The organism is Rhodococcus sp. NPDC004095 (assembly GCF_053604015.1).
The window spans coordinates 140,531-159,346 of the sequence record NZ_JBSGGS010000001.1; the positions used below are offsets into that span (position 1 = coordinate 140,531).

16 protein-coding genes are annotated in these 18,816 nt (G+C 69.0%); 6 read left to right on the forward strand and 10 right to left on the reverse strand.

Annotated elements, in window-relative coordinates:
* Positions 1-14 precede the first annotated feature (14 nt).
* The 4 genes from ACWEPG_RS00610 (at position 15) to ACWEPG_RS00625 (ending at position 4,911) form a co-directional block, all read left to right on the forward strand.
* Complete coding sequence (locus ACWEPG_RS00610) at positions 15-920, forward strand: PaaI family thioesterase (protein ID WP_450111935.1); 906 nt, start codon at positions 15-17, stop codon at positions 918-920.
* 93 nt (positions 921-1,013) lie between these two features.
* Positions 1,014-1,700, forward strand: a complete 687-nt coding sequence (locus ACWEPG_RS00615; protein WP_452593618.1) for a DUF4190 domain-containing protein — start codon at positions 1,014-1,016, stop codon at positions 1,698-1,700.
* A 150-nt stretch (positions 1,701-1,850) separates the two neighbouring features.
* Positions 1,851-2,870 (forward strand): protocatechuate dioxygenase, encoded by a 1,020-nt coding sequence (locus ACWEPG_RS00620; RefSeq protein WP_452593619.1) that lies wholly within the window; start codon positions 1,851-1,853, stop codon positions 2,868-2,870.
* A gap of 73 nt (positions 2,871-2,943) precedes the next feature.
* Positions 2,944-4,911 carry a M13 family metallopeptidase gene (locus ACWEPG_RS00625; protein ID WP_452593860.1) on the forward strand — a complete coding sequence of 656 codons (1,968 nt, stop codon included), beginning with the start codon at positions 2,944-2,946 and terminating at the stop codon, positions 4,909-4,911.
* 13 nt (positions 4,912-4,924) lie between these two features.
* Here the strand turns inward: ACWEPG_RS00625 and ACWEPG_RS00630 are convergent, their stop codons facing one another.
* Positions 4,925-6,286 carry a DUF2252 domain-containing protein gene (locus ACWEPG_RS00630; protein WP_450111932.1) on the reverse strand — a complete coding sequence of 454 codons (1,362 nt, stop codon included), beginning with the start codon at positions 6,284-6,286 and terminating at the stop codon, positions 4,925-4,927.
* 55 nt (positions 6,287-6,341) lie between these two features.
* The gene (locus ACWEPG_RS00635) at positions 6,342-8,114 is read right to left on the reverse strand and encodes an ABC transporter ATP-binding protein (protein WP_450111931.1); all 1,773 of its coding nucleotides are present in this window, start codon (positions 8,112-8,114) and stop codon (positions 6,342-6,344) included.
* A gap of 78 nt (positions 8,115-8,192) precedes the next feature.
* Here ACWEPG_RS00635 and ACWEPG_RS00640 point away from each other — a divergent pair, with 78 nt between their 5' ends.
* Positions 8,193-8,768: a TetR/AcrR family transcriptional regulator gene (locus ACWEPG_RS00640; RefSeq protein ID WP_450111930.1), complete on the forward strand. Its 576-nt coding sequence runs from the start codon at positions 8,193-8,195 to the stop codon at positions 8,766-8,768.
* A 17-nt stretch (positions 8,769-8,785) separates the two neighbouring features.
* Here ACWEPG_RS00640 and ACWEPG_RS00645 read toward each other — a convergent pair whose 3' ends face one another.
* From ACWEPG_RS00645 to ACWEPG_RS00675, 7 genes are all read right to left on the reverse strand, one after another.
* Positions 8,786-9,733 (reverse strand): L,D-transpeptidase, encoded by a 948-nt coding sequence (locus tag ACWEPG_RS00645; RefSeq protein WP_450111929.1) that lies wholly within the window; start codon positions 9,731-9,733, stop codon positions 8,786-8,788.
* A 613-nt stretch (positions 9,734-10,346) separates the two neighbouring features.
* The gene (locus tag ACWEPG_RS00650; RefSeq protein ID WP_450111928.1) at positions 10,347-11,558 is read right to left on the reverse strand and encodes a serine hydrolase domain-containing protein; all 1,212 of its coding nucleotides are present in this window, start codon (positions 11,556-11,558) and stop codon (positions 10,347-10,349) included.
* Positions 11,558-12,145, reverse strand: a complete 588-nt coding sequence (locus ACWEPG_RS00655) for an HdeD family acid-resistance protein (protein ID WP_450111927.1) — start codon at positions 12,143-12,145, stop codon at positions 11,558-11,560. Before ACWEPG_RS00655 ends, ACWEPG_RS00650 begins: the two co-directional genes overlap by 1 nt.
* Before the next feature lie 91 nt (positions 12,146-12,236).
* Entirely contained in the window at positions 12,237-13,313 is a 1,077-nt protein-coding gene (ligD, locus tag ACWEPG_RS00660; RefSeq protein ID WP_450111926.1) for a non-homologous end-joining DNA ligase, read from the reverse strand.
* Positions 13,313-14,359: an ATP-dependent DNA ligase gene (locus ACWEPG_RS00665; RefSeq protein WP_450111925.1), complete on the reverse strand. Its 1,047-nt coding sequence runs from the start codon at positions 14,357-14,359 to the stop codon at positions 13,313-13,315. Before ACWEPG_RS00665 ends, ligD begins: the two co-directional genes overlap by 1 nt.
* 47 nt (positions 14,360-14,406) lie before the next feature.
* Positions 14,407-14,613, reverse strand: coding sequence for a dodecin (locus ACWEPG_RS00670; protein WP_450111924.1), 207 nt, complete (start codon positions 14,611-14,613; stop codon positions 14,407-14,409).
* A gap of 289 nt (positions 14,614-14,902) precedes the next feature.
* Positions 14,903-15,973, reverse strand: a complete 1,071-nt coding sequence (locus ACWEPG_RS00675) for a magnesium and cobalt transport protein CorA (protein WP_450112052.1) — start codon at positions 15,971-15,973, stop codon at positions 14,903-14,905.
* Positions 15,974-16,525: 552 nt separating this feature from the next.
* On the opposite strand from ACWEPG_RS00675, the gene ACWEPG_RS00680 reads away from it, so the two are divergent.
* On the forward strand, positions 16,526-17,698 hold the full coding sequence (locus ACWEPG_RS00680) for an Ig-like domain-containing protein (RefSeq protein ID WP_450111923.1): 1,173 nt from the start codon (positions 16,526-16,528) through the stop codon (positions 17,696-17,698).
* 405 nt (positions 17,699-18,103) lie between these two features.
* Here ACWEPG_RS00680 and ACWEPG_RS00685 read toward each other — a convergent pair whose 3' ends face one another.
* Positions 18,104-18,805 carry a signal peptidase I gene (locus tag ACWEPG_RS00685; protein ID WP_450111922.1) on the reverse strand — a complete coding sequence of 234 codons (702 nt, stop codon included), beginning with the start codon at positions 18,803-18,805 and terminating at the stop codon, positions 18,104-18,106.
* Positions 18,806-18,816: the final 11 nt, after the last annotated feature.

An 18,816-nucleotide genomic window follows, 5' to 3' on the forward strand; every position in this document is an offset into this window, starting at 1 on the left:
GTAGACAAAGGGTCATGACCTCCACCGATGCCCCGCGAGTCGACCGCCTCATGGCGATGATGGGCGCCCGCCCCGGCCCCGTCGCACCCGGCCGCACCGAGCACACCCAGGAGGTCGGCCCCCGATTCCACGACCACCGCGGCCGCACCATCCTCGGGTCGGTCGGCGTGCTCGTCGACTCGGTGCCCGGCGGCGCCGTCGGGGGCCTCGTTCCGGCCGGAACGCAGACGGTGCTCTCACAGATCACCGCGACGCTGGCCGCACCGCTGCCCGATCGCGGCGCCATCGTGGCCCGCGGACACGCCGTTCACCTCGATCTCGACACCGGGATCGGCCTGTCCGCGGGCGACCTGACCGGCCCGGACGGGGAGTCCTACGCGGTGCTGACGTCGCGCTCGGTGGCCGTCAGCCGCGGCGCCACCCATGCCGAGACCGTGTTCGGCGGAGCGGCGCTGCCCGTGCCGGAGGCCGAACCGGGAACCGATCCCTCCGAGTTCGCGGACCGCACCGGGCTCGCCGTCGTCTCGGCGATCGCGGCGGGCGACATCGCGCGCGGACCCCTGGCCGGCCTCTTCGGGGTCGAGTTGACGGGCGTCGAGCACGGCCGAGTTGTCGGCGAGTTCGCGCCGCAGCCGTGGATGGCGAACTACCTCGGCACCGTGCAGGGCGGAAACCTGATCTCCGTGTCCGACCTGATGACAGGCCTCGCCGCGCAGACGCTCACCGCGGCGGGTCAGGGCTACCGCGCCCTGGACCTGCGCCTCGACTTCGTCCGGTCCCCCGCGCTCGACGGCGGCCCGGTGCGGGTCCGTTCGGAGGTCGTGCGGGCCGGGCGACGCCTGGCGTTGATCGACACCGAACTCGTCGACACCTCCGGCGTCCTCCTGACGCGCACGCAGTCCAGCGTCCAACTGCTCTGACGCGCCCGGCGCCGATCCCGGCGAATCGGACGGCCCGGGGTTAGTCTGCGAAGGGTGGACGCCGAGTGGCGGCCGTGCCAGCCGAGGAGTGTCATGACGAATCAGCCGCCGAATCCCGAGGAGACGCCCGAGGGGACACCCGAGGGGCAGCAGCCGCAGTACGGACCCCCCGGTTCCACGCCACCGCAGTACCCCGGCGCCCAGCCGCAATACCCCGGTCAGCCCTACCCCGGCGGCCAGCAATACCCCGGCGGCCAGCAATACCCCGGCGGCCAGCAATACCCCGGCGGCCAGCAATACCCCGGCGGCCAGCAATACCCCGGCGGCCAGCAGTATCCCGGGGGCCAGTACCCCACCGGGGGCTATCCGGCGGCCGGATACCCGGCGCAGCCGCCTGCCCGGAGCAACGGCGCCGGCATCTCCGCGTTGATCCTCGGTGTCCTCGCCATCCTCGGCGTCTGGACCATCGTCGGCGGCATCGTTCTCGGTGTACTGGCGATCATCCTGGGCTTCATCGGCCGCTCGCAGTTCAAGAAGCAACGCGCCACCAACGGCGGGATGTCGCTGGCCGGCATCATTCTCGGCGCCCTGGCCGTCGTCATCGCGATCGTGTTGGTCGTGGTCGGCGTCGGCATCTTCAACAAGGTCGGCGGCCGCGACTTCGCCGACTGCATGCGCGACGCCGGCAACAACCGCGCCGCCCAGCAGCAGTGCGAGGACGAGTTCCGGCAGAACCTCGAGAACCAGTTCTCGATCACGCTGACGCCGGCGCCGCGCTGACGCACCCGTGCGTGAATTGCACCCTCACCGGAGTGACATTCACGCACTGCCCGCGGAGCCGATTCACAGCGATCTCACCGGATGAGCCCAGCCGCCTGGCAGCACGACAGGTCAGGATCGAGTCATCAACGAGATCGATCGGAGTTCAGCGTGAACAAGGATATCGAGCAGAGCCGCGCCCGGGTCAGCCGCCGGCGGGCCCTCGCCCTCGGCGGCACGGTCGGCCTGTCCGGGCTGATCGCGGCATGTGCCGGCAGCGGATCGTCGGACACCTCGACGACCTCCGCCGCGACCGCGACCACGACCGGTAGCGGGACGACCGCCGCCGGCGACGACGTGATGGCCCTGCTCGCCCAGGCCCCGCAGTGCGTGGCGAGCAAGGAGGAGACGCAGGGCCCGTACTGGTTCGACGTCGACTCGATCCGCAGCGACATCCGCGAGGACCGACCCGGCACCACATTCGAACTGGCTCTGCGCGTGCAGGATTCGGCCACCTGCACCCCGGAGGGCGGCGGCGGGATCGCAAACGCCGTCGTCGAGATCTGGCACTGCGACGCGGGCGGGGTGTACTCCGGCTTCGAGTCGGGCTCGCTCGGCGCCAACAGCGCGACTCCGCCCGCCGGAGGCGGGTTCGGCTCGATGGGCACGCCGCCGTCCGGCGAACCCCCGCAGGGCGGGATGCCGATGGGCACGCCGCCGTCCGGCACACCCCCGCAGGGCGGGATGCCGATGGGCACGCCACCGGAGGGCGGTATGGGCGGAGGTATGGGCGGAGGCATGGAAGGTTCCGGCGAACCGGCGGACGGCTCCTACGCCGTCGGCGACACCCAGGCCGTCACCACCGACGACGGCACCTACCTGCGCGGCGCGCAGACCACCGATTCGAACGGCGTCGCGACGTTCACGACGATCTTCCCCGGCTGGTACATGAGCCGGACCACGCACATCCACATGAAGGTCCACGTCAACAAGGAGACGGTGCTGACCACGCAGCTGTTCTTCGAGGAGGACCTGCTCGACGAGATCTACGCGACCAGCCCGTACAACGAGCACACCGGCCGCGAGAACAACGTCACCAACGCCACCGACAGCATCTTCGACGAGTCGGGCATGGTGACCGTCGTCAAGACCGCGGACGGCTACCTCGGCGCCGTCAACATCGGCGTGTAGGCGCCTGCGTGCTCGTGCGTGGTTGCGAGTCCTCGGTACCCGTGAACCACGCACGAGCCGCGGAGCGGCCATGATGGAGAGCATGACGCGCTCCGGAATCGACCTCACCCACCTCGACACGGGCACCCGCGCCCAGGACGACCTGTTCGTCCACGTCAACGGCCAGTGGCTGGACAACTACGAGATACCCGCGGACCGAGCCGTCGACGGCGCCTTCCGCACCCTCTACGACCAGGCCGAGATCGATGTGCGGGCGATCATCGACGAGGCCGCCGACGGTGGCGGCGAGAACGGCACCGACACCCAGCGCATCGGTGACCTGTACCGGTCGTTCATGGACGCCGAGGCCGTCGAGCGGGCCGGGCTGGACCCGATCGCCGACGAACTCGCGGCCGTCGACGCAGTCTCGGACCTGTCCGCGCTGGCGGGCCTGCTGGGTCGCCTGCAGCGCACCGGGGTCGGCGGGGCGATCGGCAACTACGTCGACACCGACGCCAAGAACTCGGCGCGGTACCTCGTCCACCTGACCCAGTCCGGGATCGGCCTGCCCGACGAGTCGTACTACCGCGAGGACTCGTACGCCGAGATCCGCGACGCCTACGTGCGGCACGTCGAGGCCATGCTCGCCCTGGCCGGCCGCCCCGACCCGGCAGGCGCCGCCCGACGCATCCTCGACCTGGAGACGGCCATCGCCGCAGGCCACTGGGACGTCGTCAAGCGGCGTGACGCCGAGCTGAGCTACAACCTCGTCACCCTCGCCGACCTGAGCGAACAGAACCCCGGGTTCGACTGGAACGCATGGGTTTCCGCGCTCGGCGGCACCACGGAGACGTTCGCGGAACTGGTGATCCGTCAGCCGAGCTTCCTGACGTCGCTGACCGAGCTGTGGACCGGACGTTCCCTCGACGACTGGAAGACCTGGGCGGCCTGGAAGGTGATCCACTCCCGCGCACCGTATCTGACCGAGGCACTGGTCGCGGAAGACTTCGCGTTCTACGGCAAGACCCTGTCCGGCACCGAGGAGAACCGGGAACGCTGGAAGCGTGGCGTCTCCCTCGTACAGGATCTGCTCGGGGAGTCGGTCGGCAAGCTGTACGTCGACAGGCACTTCCCGCCGGCTGCGAAGGCGCGGATGCAGGAACTGGTCGCGAACCTGCAGGAGGCGTACCGCCGCAACATCTCCGAGCTCGAATGGATGGGCCCGGACACCCGCGCCGCGGCCCTGGCCAAGCTGGAGAAGTTCACCCCGAAGATCGGCTACCCCGACAAGTGGCGGGACTACTCGACGCTGGAGATCGACGGCACCGACCTGGTCGGGAACTTCCGGCGCGGGTACGCGCACGAACACGACCGGGACCTCGCCAAGCTCGGCGGTCCGGTGGACCGCGACGAGTGGTTCATGACGCCGCAGACCGTCAACGCCTACTACAACCCGGGGATGAACGAGATCGTCTTCCCCGCAGCGATTCTGCAGCCGCCGTTCTTCGACGCCGAGGCCGACGACGCCGCCAACTACGGCGGCATCGGTGCGGTGATCGGGCACGAGATCGGACACGGGTTCGACGACCAGGGCGCCAAGTACGACGGCGACGGCAACATGATCGACTGGTGGACCGACGACGACCGCACCGAGTTCGGCAAGCGCACCAAGGCGTTGATCGAGCAGTACAACGCCTTCGAGCCGAAGGCGCTGCCCGGACACACCGTCAACGGCGAGTTCACGATCGGCGAGAACATCGGCGACCTCGGCGGGCTGTCGATCGCGTTGGAGGCGTACAAGATCGCGCTCGACGGCAGCGAGGCCCCGGAGCTCGACGGACTGTCCGGACTGCAGCGGGTGTTCTTCGGGTGGGCACAGGTGTGGCGCACCAAGGCCCGCGACGAGGAGGCCATCCGTCGCCTCGCCGTGGACCCGCACTCGCCGCCGGAGTTCCGCTGCAACGGCGTCGTCCGCAACCTGGACACGTTCCACGAGGCGTTCGACGTCAACCCGGGCGACGCGCTGTACCTGGAGCCGGACCGGCGCGTGAAGATCTGGTGACGTCCCGCGCCGGCTACGAGCGGGACGCCTTCACCCGCTCGTAGTCGGCGCGGTTCTGCTTCTCGTAGCCGACGGCGTACTCGACGATCGCCTCCTCGAAGGGCGTCCCCGATCCCAGATAGCCGGCGATGGCGACCGGGTCACCGGTGCGCGCGTGCGCCTTGACCAACGCGACCGCACACAGCCGGGCGTAGACCCGCATCCCCGCGGGCCGCATCGTGGCGATGTCGAATCCGCCCTTCTTGTCCCGCAACTGACGCACGTAGAAGTTCCGCCCCAACGGCCCGCTGCCGGTGAACCAGCCAAGGAACGGGTCGGAAGCACTTTGCATCAGGCGCTGTCCCTCCACCACCCGCTGGCCCTGGTCGACGTAGTCGTACCCCTGCACGTACGGCGCAAGCACGGACCGCTGCGCCTCCTTGAGCTGCAGGAAGAGCGGATCGCCCATGGTGTCGCCGACGAACAGCGCCATCATGGACATCGTGCCCACGGAGCCGACACCGACGACCTTGCGCGCGATGTCCTGGAAGCGGTACCGCGTGACGAGCTGGCGACGGTCGGGCGCGAGCGTCGAAAGGTAGTCGGCGTAGGCGTCGGTCAGCATGCGCGTCGCCTCGACGTGACGTTCGTAGGGCAGCCGGACGATCAGCGGCGGGTCCTCCTTGATCCGCAGCCCGAGCTCGGTCTGATACGCGAACTTCTTCAGCGCACCCAACTGGGTGCGGCGCTCGGCCTTGGCGAGTGCCGCCTCGGCGACCCCGACCTGGGCCTTCTTGAACTCGCCCCGGACCTGGTCGATGACCGCCTCCACCTCGATGCGCGCGTACCAGATGTCGAGGGCGGTCATCCCCGCCGCGCGCCGCATCAGCTCGCAGTAGCTGGCGACCGCGGACAGCGCGGCGGAGCGGGCGTCGTCGGCGGTGAAGCCGTTGTCGATCGCCGCGACCACGAGCGAGGCGGCCAGCCGCTTGAGGTCCCACTCGAACGGAGCGCGATGAACCTCGTCGAAGTCGTTGACATCGAACACGAGTCGGCGGTCGGGCGCGGCGAACAGTCCGAAATTCGCCAGGTGCGCATCACCACACGCCTCGACCATCAGATCGGTGCGTGGCCCGTGCGCGAGGTCCCACGCCATGATCGCCGCAGTCCCGCGCAGAAAGGTGAACGGGGAGACCAGCATCCGCTCGTAGCGCAGCGGAACGAGTTCGGGAACCCGCAGTGCGTTCTGCTGTTCGAGGACCACGACGGGGTCGGGCCGACTCGCAGCAGGCTCCCACTGCGCGTGCGAGGTGCGTGGCACGGTCGTCCGCAGGGATTTTCCTGCCCTGCGACGCTCGTCCGCGGGTAACGGCTGGTTGGGTGCGACGCCTGCCATCGCCCGAGACTACCGTCGCGACAGCGCCCGCGCAGCGCGTCCGACGGCGGTGTCCTCAGCCGGCCAGCGCGGCGTCGGGGGCGATCCGCAGCGCGGCGACGAGCTCGCGGTAGAGCTCGTCGGACGCCATCAGCTCGGCATGGGTGCCCCGCGCCCGGATCCGGCCCTGCTCCATGACCAGGATGGTGTCCGCGTCGATGACCGTGGACAGCCGGTGCGCGATGGTCACCACCGCGCCGGTGCGGGCGAGTTCGGCGATGACGTCCTGGATCGCGGCCTCCGTTCGGCCGTCGATCTGCGCGGTGGCCTCGTCGAGCAGCAGCACCTCCGGACGCCGAACGATGGCCCGCGCCACCGCGATCCGCTGCCGCTGGCCGCCCGAGATGCTGGTGGCGGTCAGGTCGGTGTCGAGGCCGTGTTCCATCGCGCGCACCGTCTCTTCGAGGTGCACGGCGCGCAGCGCCGCCCAGACCTCGTCCTCGGTGGCCTCCGGGTAGGTGAACTGCACGTTGGACCGCACGGTCCCCGGCACGATCGGCGTCTCCTGCTCGACGTAGGCCAACCGGGACCTGACCTGCTCGAACTGCAGCTGGGAGTACGGGACTCCGTCGAGCAGGACCTCCCCCTGCTCGGGCTGCAGAAAGCGCAGCAGCACGGAGAACAGCGTCGTCTTGCCCGCACCCGACGGCCCGACAATCGCGGTGTGCCCGCGGGCAGGGATCGCCGCACTGACCTCCTGAAGGGACGGCGCGGCACCCGGCGCGTATCGAGCGGACACGTCGACCAGTTCGAGCACCGGGACATCGGGAATCGCGACCGGTCGGAGCTCGACCACCTCACGCGGGGACCGGGGCTCCTCGATCTCCATCTCTTGCACCTCCCGGATCCGGGAGGCCGCGACGATGCCGGACTGGATCATCGCGAAGTTCGTCGCGAGCTGAGACACCGGCGGAATGGCCGTGAATGCGTAGAGCAGGAAGGCGATCAGGCTCGAGACCGCCAGCGCCCCGACGCTCACACGCCACGCGCCGAACGCGAGGACCCCGGCGATGGCGAGCTGCATTCCGCCGCTCACGACCATCCACACCACCGCCGCGGCTCGGGCCGCCCTGACGCTGTGTCGCTGGGAGTCGCGGGCATCGACGATGATCCGCTCGGCCTCGCGGGACTCCGCGCGGGACGCCTTGACCGTGCGGATCGCGCGTAACGCCCCCTCGAGTCCTCCGCCCATCCGACCGACCGATTCCTGCGCGAGGCGCTGCGACTTGCCGATCATCGGCATGAGTCCCGCGGCAGCGATCCCGACCAGGACCAGCGCACCGAGCATCGTGCCGAGCAGCACCGGGTCGAGGATCGCCATGAGAACGAGGGTTCCGACGATCGAGACGGCACTGGTGACGAGTTCGACCAGCGCCGAGGACACCGAATCCCGCAGCAACACCGTGTCCGAGGTGACCCGGGTGACCAGCTCTCCCGACGGGCGTCGCGTCACGCTCGCGATGGTGGCCCGAAAGTAGTTGCGCACCATCGACTCACGCGCGTCGAACACGACCTGGGCGGCAAGGGCCCCCATCACGTTGTGGTAGACGAAACCGAGGGTGCCGGAGCAGATGAGCAGCACCGTCAGCACGATCACCGGATTGCGGATGGAGTCGCCGGTCCCGAGGGCGTCGAGGATGACCTTGACCACCATCGGGAGCGCGAGGCCCGCAGCCGTGAAGGTCAGACCCACCGCGAGGCCGAGGTAGAGCACTCGGCGGTGCGGTCGAATGAAGGACCAGAGCAGACGGACGTTCGGCCAGGAGGCCTGCGCGGGTGAGTCAGCCATGCCCGTATTGGTACATGCATGTCCCATTCTTGTCAACGAATGTTCCCTTTCGGAATTTCACACTGTTAACGTGAACCCATGACGACCGAGGAAGCCACCGAATCGGGCACCAAAGCCCGCACACGCCGAGCCATCCTCGACGCTGCGGTCGAGGTGCTGAGCAAGAACGCGGGAGCACCGCTGAGCGAGGTCGCCACCGCCGCCGATGTGGGACGCAGCACCCTGCACCGGTACTACCCCGAGCGGGGCGACCTCGTCGCCGCGCTCGGCGGACACGCTCTCGACAAGCTGGACGCCGCCCTGGTCCGGGCGCGCCCCACCGAGGGACCGGCCGACGAGGCGATCCGCCGAATGAGCCACGAGTGCTTCGAGATCGGGCCGACGCTCTCACTGGTCTACGGCGACGTCCAGGTGTTCTCCAACGAGGCGTTCTGGGTGCGCCTCGACCGCACCGACGAACCACTGCTCGATCTGCTCGAGCGCGGGATCGCCGAGGGCACCTTCACCGCGACCCTCAAGGTCCGGTGGATCCGGCGCATGCTGTGGTGGTGCCTGCTCACCGGCTGGGAGGCATTCGCCCACGAGGGGTACTCACGGACCGAGGCCCTCGAAGCCATCGACGAGACGGTCGCGCGTCTCACCGGCACGATATAGGCGCGCGCGAAGCCGCCTCAGAGGTTCCAGTCGCCGAGGCCGTCGCGGCCGTCGAGGGTGCCGCCGGCGGTGTTCACCACGATCACCGGGTCACCCTTGCCCGCGTTCTCGAAGAACCACTTGCCGTCCTCGGTGCTCACGTTCAGGCATCCGTGGCTGACGTTGCTGTAGCCCTGCTGGTTCACCGACCACGGCGCGGCATGCACGAAGATGCCGCTGTAGGAGATGCGAGTGGCGTACTCGACGTACGTGCGGTAGCCCTCCGGCGAGTCGATCGGCACGCCGTACGTGGACGAGTCCATGTACATGTCACGGTGCTTCTCACCCACGATGTAGGTGCCGTTCGGTGTCTCGTGGCCCGGCTTGCCCAGTGACGTCGGCATCGTCTTGACCACCTCGCCGTTCCGGGTGACGGTGATCTGCTTGGTGGCGTCGTCGGCGGTCGTCACCAGCGCGTCCCCGATCCGGAACGCGGAGCGGGATCCGCCGGCCTCGACGACGACCTCGGTGTGCGCGGGCCAGAACTGACTCGGCCGCCAACGCACCTGACGGTCGCTGGTCCAGTAGAAGTGACCGTCCTCCACCTTCGGAGTGGTGCTGATCCGGATGGCGCGCTCGGCGACGGCCCGGTCCCCGATCGCCTCGTTGAACGAGATGATGATCGGCTGCGCGACCCCGACGACCTCGCCCTCGGACGGATTCAGGCGGGGCGCGGAAAAGTTCGCCGGACCGATCGACGGCACGGCCTGTGCGGGCACGGGCAGACCGGGAATCTGGGGCAGCGCGACACCCGGGAGCTGCGGCAGCTCGAACGTGGGGACCTCCGGGCCGCCCGGGAACAGCGGCGCCGCCTGCGCCGGCGTGACCACCGCAGCACCGAGCGCCGTCGCACCCGCGAGTGCCACCGCGATCCGCCGCGACCAGCGAGCCCCAGCGACGTTCCGTCCGTTCGAGCGCGTACCCATTCCGTCCCCATCACGTCGACCAACCAAGTGCAGCCCGACACCCCCATGGTCGAGCGCAACAATTAACACACGATTCGCCGGAATTTCGCCAATCGCGTTTCCGTTGCCCGACGCCGCAGTCACCACTCGTGCAGTTGGATGAACCCGTCCTGCAGCGCCCTGGCGAACGGGGCAGCCTTCGTCGATGCGGACCGGCCGACCTTCGAGTACTCGTTCCGGATCCTCGCCAGATGGGTGTCGAGCGTCCGGACAGAGATGTAGAGCGCTTCGGACGCGACCGATTTCGAGTCCGACCGGAGTCACTCGACCAGGACTTCCACCTCCCGGGCGGTCAACGCGGGGCGTGTCGGTTCCGGCGCCGCTCCGGCGTGCGTGTGTCCGGTGTCATCAGATGTGTCCCGCTCGGCTTCCGGTGCCGGACCGCCGCCCCCTTCGGCAGCCCCGCGTCCATCCTGTCGCCCTCCGGTGTGTTCAGCATCACCGCAGCTACAATCCGCGGGGAAGCGACGCACCGGCACATCGGCCGTTTCGAACCCTCCGAGACGTTGCTCGGGAGGGTGGAGGGCGGCCCGGTCACCGGCCGACCGGGCACCGCCCCGGGGGGGAGCCTGGGTCAGGGGCGGGCCACCAGGCCCTGAGCGACGGCACCGAGGCGGGCGAGCCGCAGGTCGCCGAGCGCGGTGACGGCGTTGCCCATGCGGTTCGTGACGTAACCGAGCGAGAGGCCGGTCTCGGGATCCGCGTAGGCGCCGGAACCGCCGACCCCGTAGTGCCCGAACGCATGCTTCGGCTGCGCGCGCTTCGCGAGGAAGACGGGGTGGTAGCCGAGCCTCCAGTGGATCGGGGCGCGCAGCACGTAGTCCCGCCGGCGGGTCTGCACGGCTCCCATCCGCTCCAGCGTGTCCGTCTGCAGGAACCGGCGGCCGTCGATCATCCCGTTGTTCGCGATCGCGCCGTACATCTTCGCCAGGGCGCGGGCCGTGAAAACCCCGTTCCAGCCCGGCATCACCGCATCGTGCACCGCCGGGTCACGGACCAGCTGGTCGAACCCGTCGGGCATCGCGGCCTCGGCGAGCCCGCTCAGCGGCGCCACCCGCGACAGCACCGACGACGTCAGTTCCCACGGCATGCCGCCGGGGTTGATGTGCGGGAACAGTTTCGCGATCCGGTGCCGCTGATCCTGCGGCACCCGGTACCAGAACTCGTCGACTCCGAGCGGTCTCGCGATCTCGTCGCGCACCACGTCGACGAAGTCGCGGCCGGTCACGCGCGCGACGGTCTCGGCGACCAGCCACCCGAAGGTGACGGCGTGATAGCCGGGACCGTCGAAGCGACGCGGATCGGGCGCCTCGGCGGCGAGCGCGGCGACCACCGCGTCGTAGTCGAGCAGCGTCCGCCTTCCCTGCACCAGGCCCCTGACCTTGTGCAGTCCGGCGCGGTGGGTGAGCATGTCCCGCACCGTGATCCGGTCCTTGCCCGCGGCACCGAACTCCGGCCAATAGGTGGCGACCGGCTCGTCGTAGTCGAGCAGACCCCGCTCGGCGAGCCGGTGCGCCACCGTGCTCGCGACACCCTTGCCGGTGGAGAAGGACAGCGCGACCGTGTCCCGATTCCACCGGCGGTCCCGATCGGCCCACCCGGCCCAGACGTCGAGAACGAGGTCGCCGTCGAGGTACGCGGACAGTGCGCCACCACCGTGCTGCGGGCTGCGGTAGAGCGCGAAGAAGGCGTCGGCCAACGGCAGGAACCGGGGGTCGACGTACATCTGCGTCGGAGCCCGACCGGCGTCCTCGAGCGAATGCACGCGTGCCACCCGTTCGCTCATCAGACGACGCCGGCGCGTTTGGCCGCAGAGCGCACCTGGAACGCGCCGACGATGAACAGCACACCGAAGACGATCGCGAAGATCCCGACCAGCCACATCAGCCCGGTGATGCCGGAGCCCGGCCAGATCACCAGGAACAGGCCGAACAGCAGCGCGATCACGCCCGCAACCATGGATCCGAGCCACTGTCCGCCGTTGGCCATCACCTGGAACGCCCCGATGATCTCGAGGACGCCGACGAGGATGGCCCAGAAGCCCATCAGGTAGGCGAACGCCAGCGCAGTCAGGTCCGGCCACACGAACAGGACGACACCGGCGACCACCGAGACCAGCGCACCCGCCAGCCACCACACCCAGCTCAGCACGACCTTGCGGGCCTGGATCGCACGGATCGCGGACACGATGCCGTCGACGATCCAGAAGATGCCGACCACGACGATCAGCACCTTGACGGTGGCGTGCGGCCAGACAAGGGCCACGATGCCGAACGCGATCGCGACGACACCACGGACGAGAAGCACCCACCACACGTCCTTCGCAATGCGCAGGATGGCCTCGTTGGTGCCGACGGTCGGACTTTCAGTCATCGCAACCTCCCAGGACTCGGGGTGGACCGCCCTGCGCCCCACTCGTTCGCGAGCCTACTGTCGACGGGCCCCGAAAGCGTGGCGAACGCGCCTACTTCCGGTCACGATCCCGGCTGGGCTGCACCCGTTTCGGCTCCCCGGGCATTTTCGGGTACTGCGGCGGGTAGGGCAGGTCACCGAGCCCGTTCGCGGTGTCCCGCTCGGCCATGTCCAGGAGCCCGTCGAGGGAGTGCGCGACGGCGTCGATACCGGACGACGGGTCGCCCCGACGGGCGAGCAGATCGGGCACCGTCGCGATGGTGAAGTCGTCCGGTTCGACGTCGGCGAGCTCGGCCCAGGTGACCGGCGTCGACACCGTGGCCCGCGGGGTCTTGCGCACCGAGTACGCGGACGCGACGGTCTTGTCGCGCGCGGTCTGGTTGAAATCCACGAAGATTCGCGCGCCGCGCTCCTCCTTCCACCACGCGGTGGTGACGCGGTTCGGGTCACGGCGCTCGATCTCCCGGGCCAGCGCGATGGCGGCGTGCCGGACGTCGATGAAGTCCCAGCGCGGTTCGATCCGCACGTACACGTGCACGCCGCGGCCGCCCGACGTCTTCGGATAGCCGACGAGACCGAGCTCGTCGAGCAACGGGGCGAGCAGGTCGAGCGCGACCGCCCGCGCCTCCGCGAACCCGGTGCCGGGCTGCGGATCGAGGTCGATGCGCAGCTCGTCCGGCCGGTCGGTGTCGGCGCACCGCACCGGCCACGGGTGGAAGGTCACGTTGCCCATCTGCGCCGCCCACACGACGTCGGCGGGGTGCCGCACGAGCAGCGCGTCGGCGGTCCGGCCGTTGGGGTTGGTGACCGTGCACGTGCCGATGTGCTCGGGCCGCTTGGCGGGAATCCGCTTCTGGTACACCTCCTCCCCCTCGATGCCGTCCGGGAAGCGCTGCAGGTGCGTCGGCCGCTGGGTCAACGCCGTCATGATGCCGCCCCCGTCGAACAGCGCGACCGCACGGTAGTACTCGGCGAGGTGCCGTTTCGTGCCGCCGTCGGCGCCGAGCTGCGGGAACATCACCTTGTCGGGGCTCGACAACCGCACCGCGATGCCGTCGACGTCCAGCTCCAGTGCCGGGGCCTTCCCACGCCCCTGCGACGGTCGCTTCACTCCATCGACTGCCGCCATCACCTTTCTCCTGCCAGCACGTCGGCGAGGTCGTAGCGCACCGGGACCTCCAATTGTTCGTAGGTGCAACTGCGCGGCTCCCGGTCCGGACGCCAGCGCAGGAACCGCGCGGCGTGCCGCAGCCGGTCGCCCTCCATCTGGTCGTAGGCGACCTCGACGACGAGTTCCGGGTTCAGCGGCACCCACTGCCGGTCCTTGCCCGCCGACCACCGGCTGGCCTCACCGTCGTGGACGACGTCCTCGCCCACCCGCAGCGGGTCGAGGATCTCCTGCAGTTCGACCCGCCGGGCCGCGGTGAACGCGGACGCCCCGCCGATCATCCGCAGATCGTCGCCGTCGTAGAGGCCGAGCAACATCGATCCGATCCCCGGTTGGCTCTTGTGCGGCCGGTAACCGATGACGACGGCATCCGCGGTCCGCGCGTGCTTGACCTTGATCATCTCCCGCTTGTTCGGGGCGTAGTGTCCGGCCAGCTCTTTCGCGACCACGCCGTCGAGGCCTGCGCCCTCGAAGGTGTGGAACCACTCGGTGGCCACGTCCGGGTCGGTGGTGGCGGTGGTGACGTGGCACGAGGGTCCACCGCCCACTGCGCCGAGCAGCGCGGCCCGGCGGTCCGCGAACGGACGGGTGGTGAGGTCGTCGTCGCCGAGGGCGAGCAGGTCGAATCCGATCAGCTGCGACGGCGTCTGCTCGGCCAGCAGCGCCACCCGGCTCGCGGCGGGATGGATGCGTTCGGAGAGCGCCTCCCAGTCGAGGCGGGTACGACCGTCGGTTTCCCGTGGAACCACCAGTTCCCCGTCGAGGACGCAGCGCTCGGGAAGTTCCGCACGGATCGCGGCGAGCATCTCCGGGAAGTACCGCCCGAGGTCCTTGCCGCTGCGGGAGCCCAGCACCACGTCGTCACCGTCGCGGAACACGATGGCCCGGAAGCCGTCCCATTTGGGTTCGTACGACCACACCGGATCCTGACCGGCAGGTTGCGGCGGCACCGCACCGGCGGACTTGGCGAGCATCGGCTGCAGCGGCGGGCTCAGGGGCAGGTCCACGTCCCCCATCCTGACCCAGCCGGCACCGATTCGCGAGGGGACGAGCCCTACTCGAGCCGGAAGCCGAGCTTCATGGTCACCTGCACGTGCGCGACCTTCCCGTCGACGATGTGCCCGCGGGTGTCGACCACCTCGAACCACTCGAGATTGCGGACCGTTTCGTTCGCACGGGCGACCGCCTGTGCGATGGCGTCGTCGATGCCCTTCGGCGACGACCCGACGACCTCGGTGACGGAGTACACGTGATCGCTCATAGGTCTTCCTCACTCTTCGGTGATGCCAGACCCGTTCAGCCTATGCGCAGCCCCTTGCCGAGCGGCGGTGATCTGTGGTCAAGTTTCCGCCGGCGCTTTGCCATCCATCGACATAGGGGGACACCCATGGAGAAGCTCAAGAACTACGGATTGCTGGTCAAGTACCTGGTCAGCACCCAGTGGAAGAAGATCACCGGCAAGAACCAGACGCAGGGGTGAGGACGGCTCCGCGCCCGTGAGTGAATTTCACCCTGATGGGGGTGAAGTTCGCTCACAGGCGGCGAAGCCGCTACAGCCAGCCGCGACGTTTGAAGATCGTGTACAGCCCGACGCAGATCAGGGCCATCATGCCGATGGCGAACGGGTAGCCACCCGCCCAGTGCAGTTCGGGCATGTTGTCGAAATTCATGCCGTACACGGTGCCGATCAGGGTGGGCGCGAACAGGATCGCCGCCCACGCCGACACCTTCTTGATCTCCTCGTTCTGCGCGTAGCTGGCCTGCGTCAGCGCCGACATCTCCTCGTTCTGCGTCTGCGACACCAACGTCGCGTTGACGGTGAGGATGTTTCCCAGCAGCTGCCGGAACCCGTCCGCTCGCTCGACGACGGTGGTCGCGTGGTCGGTCACGTCACGCAGGTAGCGCTGCAACTCCTCGTCGGTCTTGTACTTCTCGAAGCCGGCGGACAGCCCCGACAGCATGCCGAGCAGCGGCTTGGTGGCGCGCTGGAACTCGATGACCTCACGGGTGAGTTCGTAGATGCGCCGCGACACCTTCGGGTCGCCGCTGAACACCTCGGTCTCGATCTCGTCGATGTCGTTCTGCAGGCCGGCCACGACGGGCGCGTAGCCGTCGACGACGGCGTCCAGGATCGCGTACAGCACCGCCTCCGGACCGAGTCGCAGCAGGTCGGGGTCGTTCTCCATGCGGGCGCGGACCGCGGACAGGTCCGGCGATTCGCTGTGCCGGACGGTGAGCACGAACGTCGGACCGCAGAACACGTGCAGCTCACCGAAGTCGACCCGTTCGGTCTCGTCGACGTAGCGGGCAGCACGCAGCACCACGAACAGGGTGTCGCCGTAGCGTTCGAGCTTGGGGCGCTGGTGCGCCACGATCGCGTCCTCGACGGCGAGTTCGTGCAGCCCGAACTGCGCGGCCGCGGCGAGCAGTTGCTCCTCCGACGGCCGGTACAGCCCGATCCACGCCATCGACGAGGCGTCGGGCAGGCTGCGCAACGCCTCGGACAGGTTGGACGGCGTCTCGATCCGGCAGCCGTCGCGATAGACGGCGCTGTTGACGACGCTGGATTCCACCGGTGCCGAGACGATCCGCGGCGGGGGTGGCGTGTGATGCGGCGCCATCGTGTGCTCGGGCACGATCTCGTCGCGGGTGGGGTCGGCGGCGCGGCTCGGCAGCAGCGGGCGGAAGGGTCGCTTGTCACGCATGGTGGACGGCTTTCGCGTAAGGCGGATACACGGACGGCCCGTGACGGACGGGCGGTGTGGTTATCGCGAAATCGCCGCTGCGCGAAGGGTCGAACCGCTACGGTTCAGCGACGACTTCGGCAGGTACTCGGAGGTTGGCTCTTCACTGCAAGCCTCACCTCCTCTTCCCGGGCGCACCCAACGGTAGCGCGTGCAAATCCTCGAACACCCTACTCCGGAGCCACACCCGCCACCAATCACACAGATGCCGCATATCGGACGCCTCGCGCCCTCCGAATCGTCCCGCCCTTCGGGACCGGGACCGACACGCGGATCCGGACCGGCACGGCGGTATCCCGGCGGGTCGTCGGCGACTCGCCGAACACATCGTCGAACGAACGACGTGCCCTGCCGGAAAGCCATCGCTACGGCCGGGAAATTTCGGCCAATCTGGACGCTCGATCCACTGACTGCCTCTACGCTGCCGCAATGACTTCCACCATCAACACGCAGGGCAGCGTCAGGCGGCGTGCCACTGCCGTCGGCAGCATGGTCGCCGCTCTGTTCCTGGCGGCGTTCGCTGCTGTGCTGATGCCCGCGTCCGCGCAGGCGGACCCGAACTACCTCAACTACTCCGCGGACGGCACCACCTGGGGCGACATGACCCAGATCCCCGCCCTGTCCGGCGAGCTGATCCCCGGCGCGGAGGCCACCTCCACGTTCCACGCGAAGAACAACGGAACCCAGAGCGGGCGCCTGCAGGTGTACCTCGGTGCCTGGACGAAGTCCGAGAACATGCAGGCGTACGTGCGTGCCGAGATCAACGACGCGTCGGGCCAGACGGTCGACCTGGTCAACGACGTCGCCGTGCCCGGCACCGAGCTGAACAGCATCCACCTGAACCCCGGCGAGTCGGCGAAGGTGCTGCTCGTGGTCGGCATGCCCGCCGACGCAGGCAACGAGACCCAGGGCGGGACCGTGGACCCCGACTTCGCGCTCGACTTCGAACTCGACCCCGAGGCCGTCGCCACCACCACGACCCTCACCGCCGTGTCGACCACGATCGTCGGCACCTCGGTCCAGCTGACCGCCACCGTCGACCCGGCGGACGCGACGGGCACCGTGCAGTTCAAGGACGGCGCGACGGACATCGGCGGTCCCGTCGCGATCACCGCGGGGGTCGCCACCTACGACCACACCTTCACCGCCACCGGCACGCACGACATCACCGCCGTCTACTCCGGTGACTCCGGCTTCGCCACCTCCACCTCGGCTGCCCATACCATCGCGGTGTCGGCCCCCGCGGCGCAGGACACCAGCATCACCATCTCCGGCGGCAACGCCGCCAACAACGGCACGAACATCCAGCTGATCGCGGCGGTCGCACCCAACTCCGCCACCGGTGCCGTCCAGTTCACGGACAACGGTGTCAACCTGGGTACGCCGGTGACCCTCGTGAACGGGGTCGCGAAGATCAACCGCTCGTTCAACGTCGACGGTGACCACGCCATCATCGCCACCTATCTCGGCAGCGACGCCTACAAGTCGTCCGTCTCCGCGCCCCACACCGTGACGGTGTCGAGCGTGGTCACCGAGCCCGGCGGCAGCGGGTCGGCCGGCTCGATGGACACCGGCTCGCTGAGCGACCTCCTCGGCGGCTGATCCGCGAACAGCAGCCCTGACACGAAGGCCCCCAGCCGATTGTTTCGGCTGGGGGCCTTCGTGATGCGCGCAAGGCGCCGGGGACGCGCGCGGTCGCGCCCCACCAAAACTCATGTGCACACTCCCGTTGAAGCACGCACACGGGTCTTCGGCGCTGAATCCTCTTGTGCACACTTCAACAGATGTGTGCACCCTTGCGGCGGTTCTCGCGTCCAGGGGTCGGCATCCGAGACCCCGCGCCCTGCACTCACCGCACGCCAATCCCCTTGTGCACAAACTCCTCACAGCACTCACACGGGTTCTCCACGCCGAATCCCCGTGTGCACACTTCAACAGGTGTGTGCACAGCGGTTTTCATTGCACAGGGGTGCTCACGTGCGCGGAACGCATCGGGAAGGGAACCGGTCAGGGGGCGCGGTGACGACCCTCGATGCGGGGCATCACGATGGTGTCCGCGTCGTGCGACGCGGGTCGAGCGTCCGCGGCGATCCCGAGGGCGGGCGGAGCGATCGGCTCGGCCACCGGGCTCGCGGCGGCGCCGGCAGCGCCGTCGTCGCCCTTGCGGGAACGGTCGCGGAACGCACCGACGAACATCGCGGCCGCGTACAGGAACAGTCCCGACACGACCACGGTCACCAGCAACGCGCGCTGCTTGCCGGTGATGACGTTGTTGACGTAGCCGAGGTAGGGGACGCTGTACCAGACCTTGCCCCGCACCTGTTCCATCACTACGGGATTGGCGTCCGGAGACGGGTTGGCATCCCCCTGGGTGACGAAGGTGCGCTCCCCCAGCGAATTCAGTCGTGTCATGACAATGCGGTGTGTGACCACCTCGGGGTTGCCGGATTCCTTCTGGAAGGTGATCGCATCCCCCACCCCGAGCGTGGTGGGGTCCTGTGGTTTCACGACGATCAACGTGCCGGGCGGGTGGGTGGGACGCATCGAGCCGGTGAGCACGGTGTAGGGCGTCGACCCCGTCAGCCGGGGAATGACGATGGTCAGGGCCAGGATCACGAGCAACAGCAGCAGGACCAGCCAGGACACGATGCTCTTCACCCAGCTCCACACGCCCGGATCCCGGCCGTTGCCCGAGGGCGTGTCACTCATCAGCCGTGCAC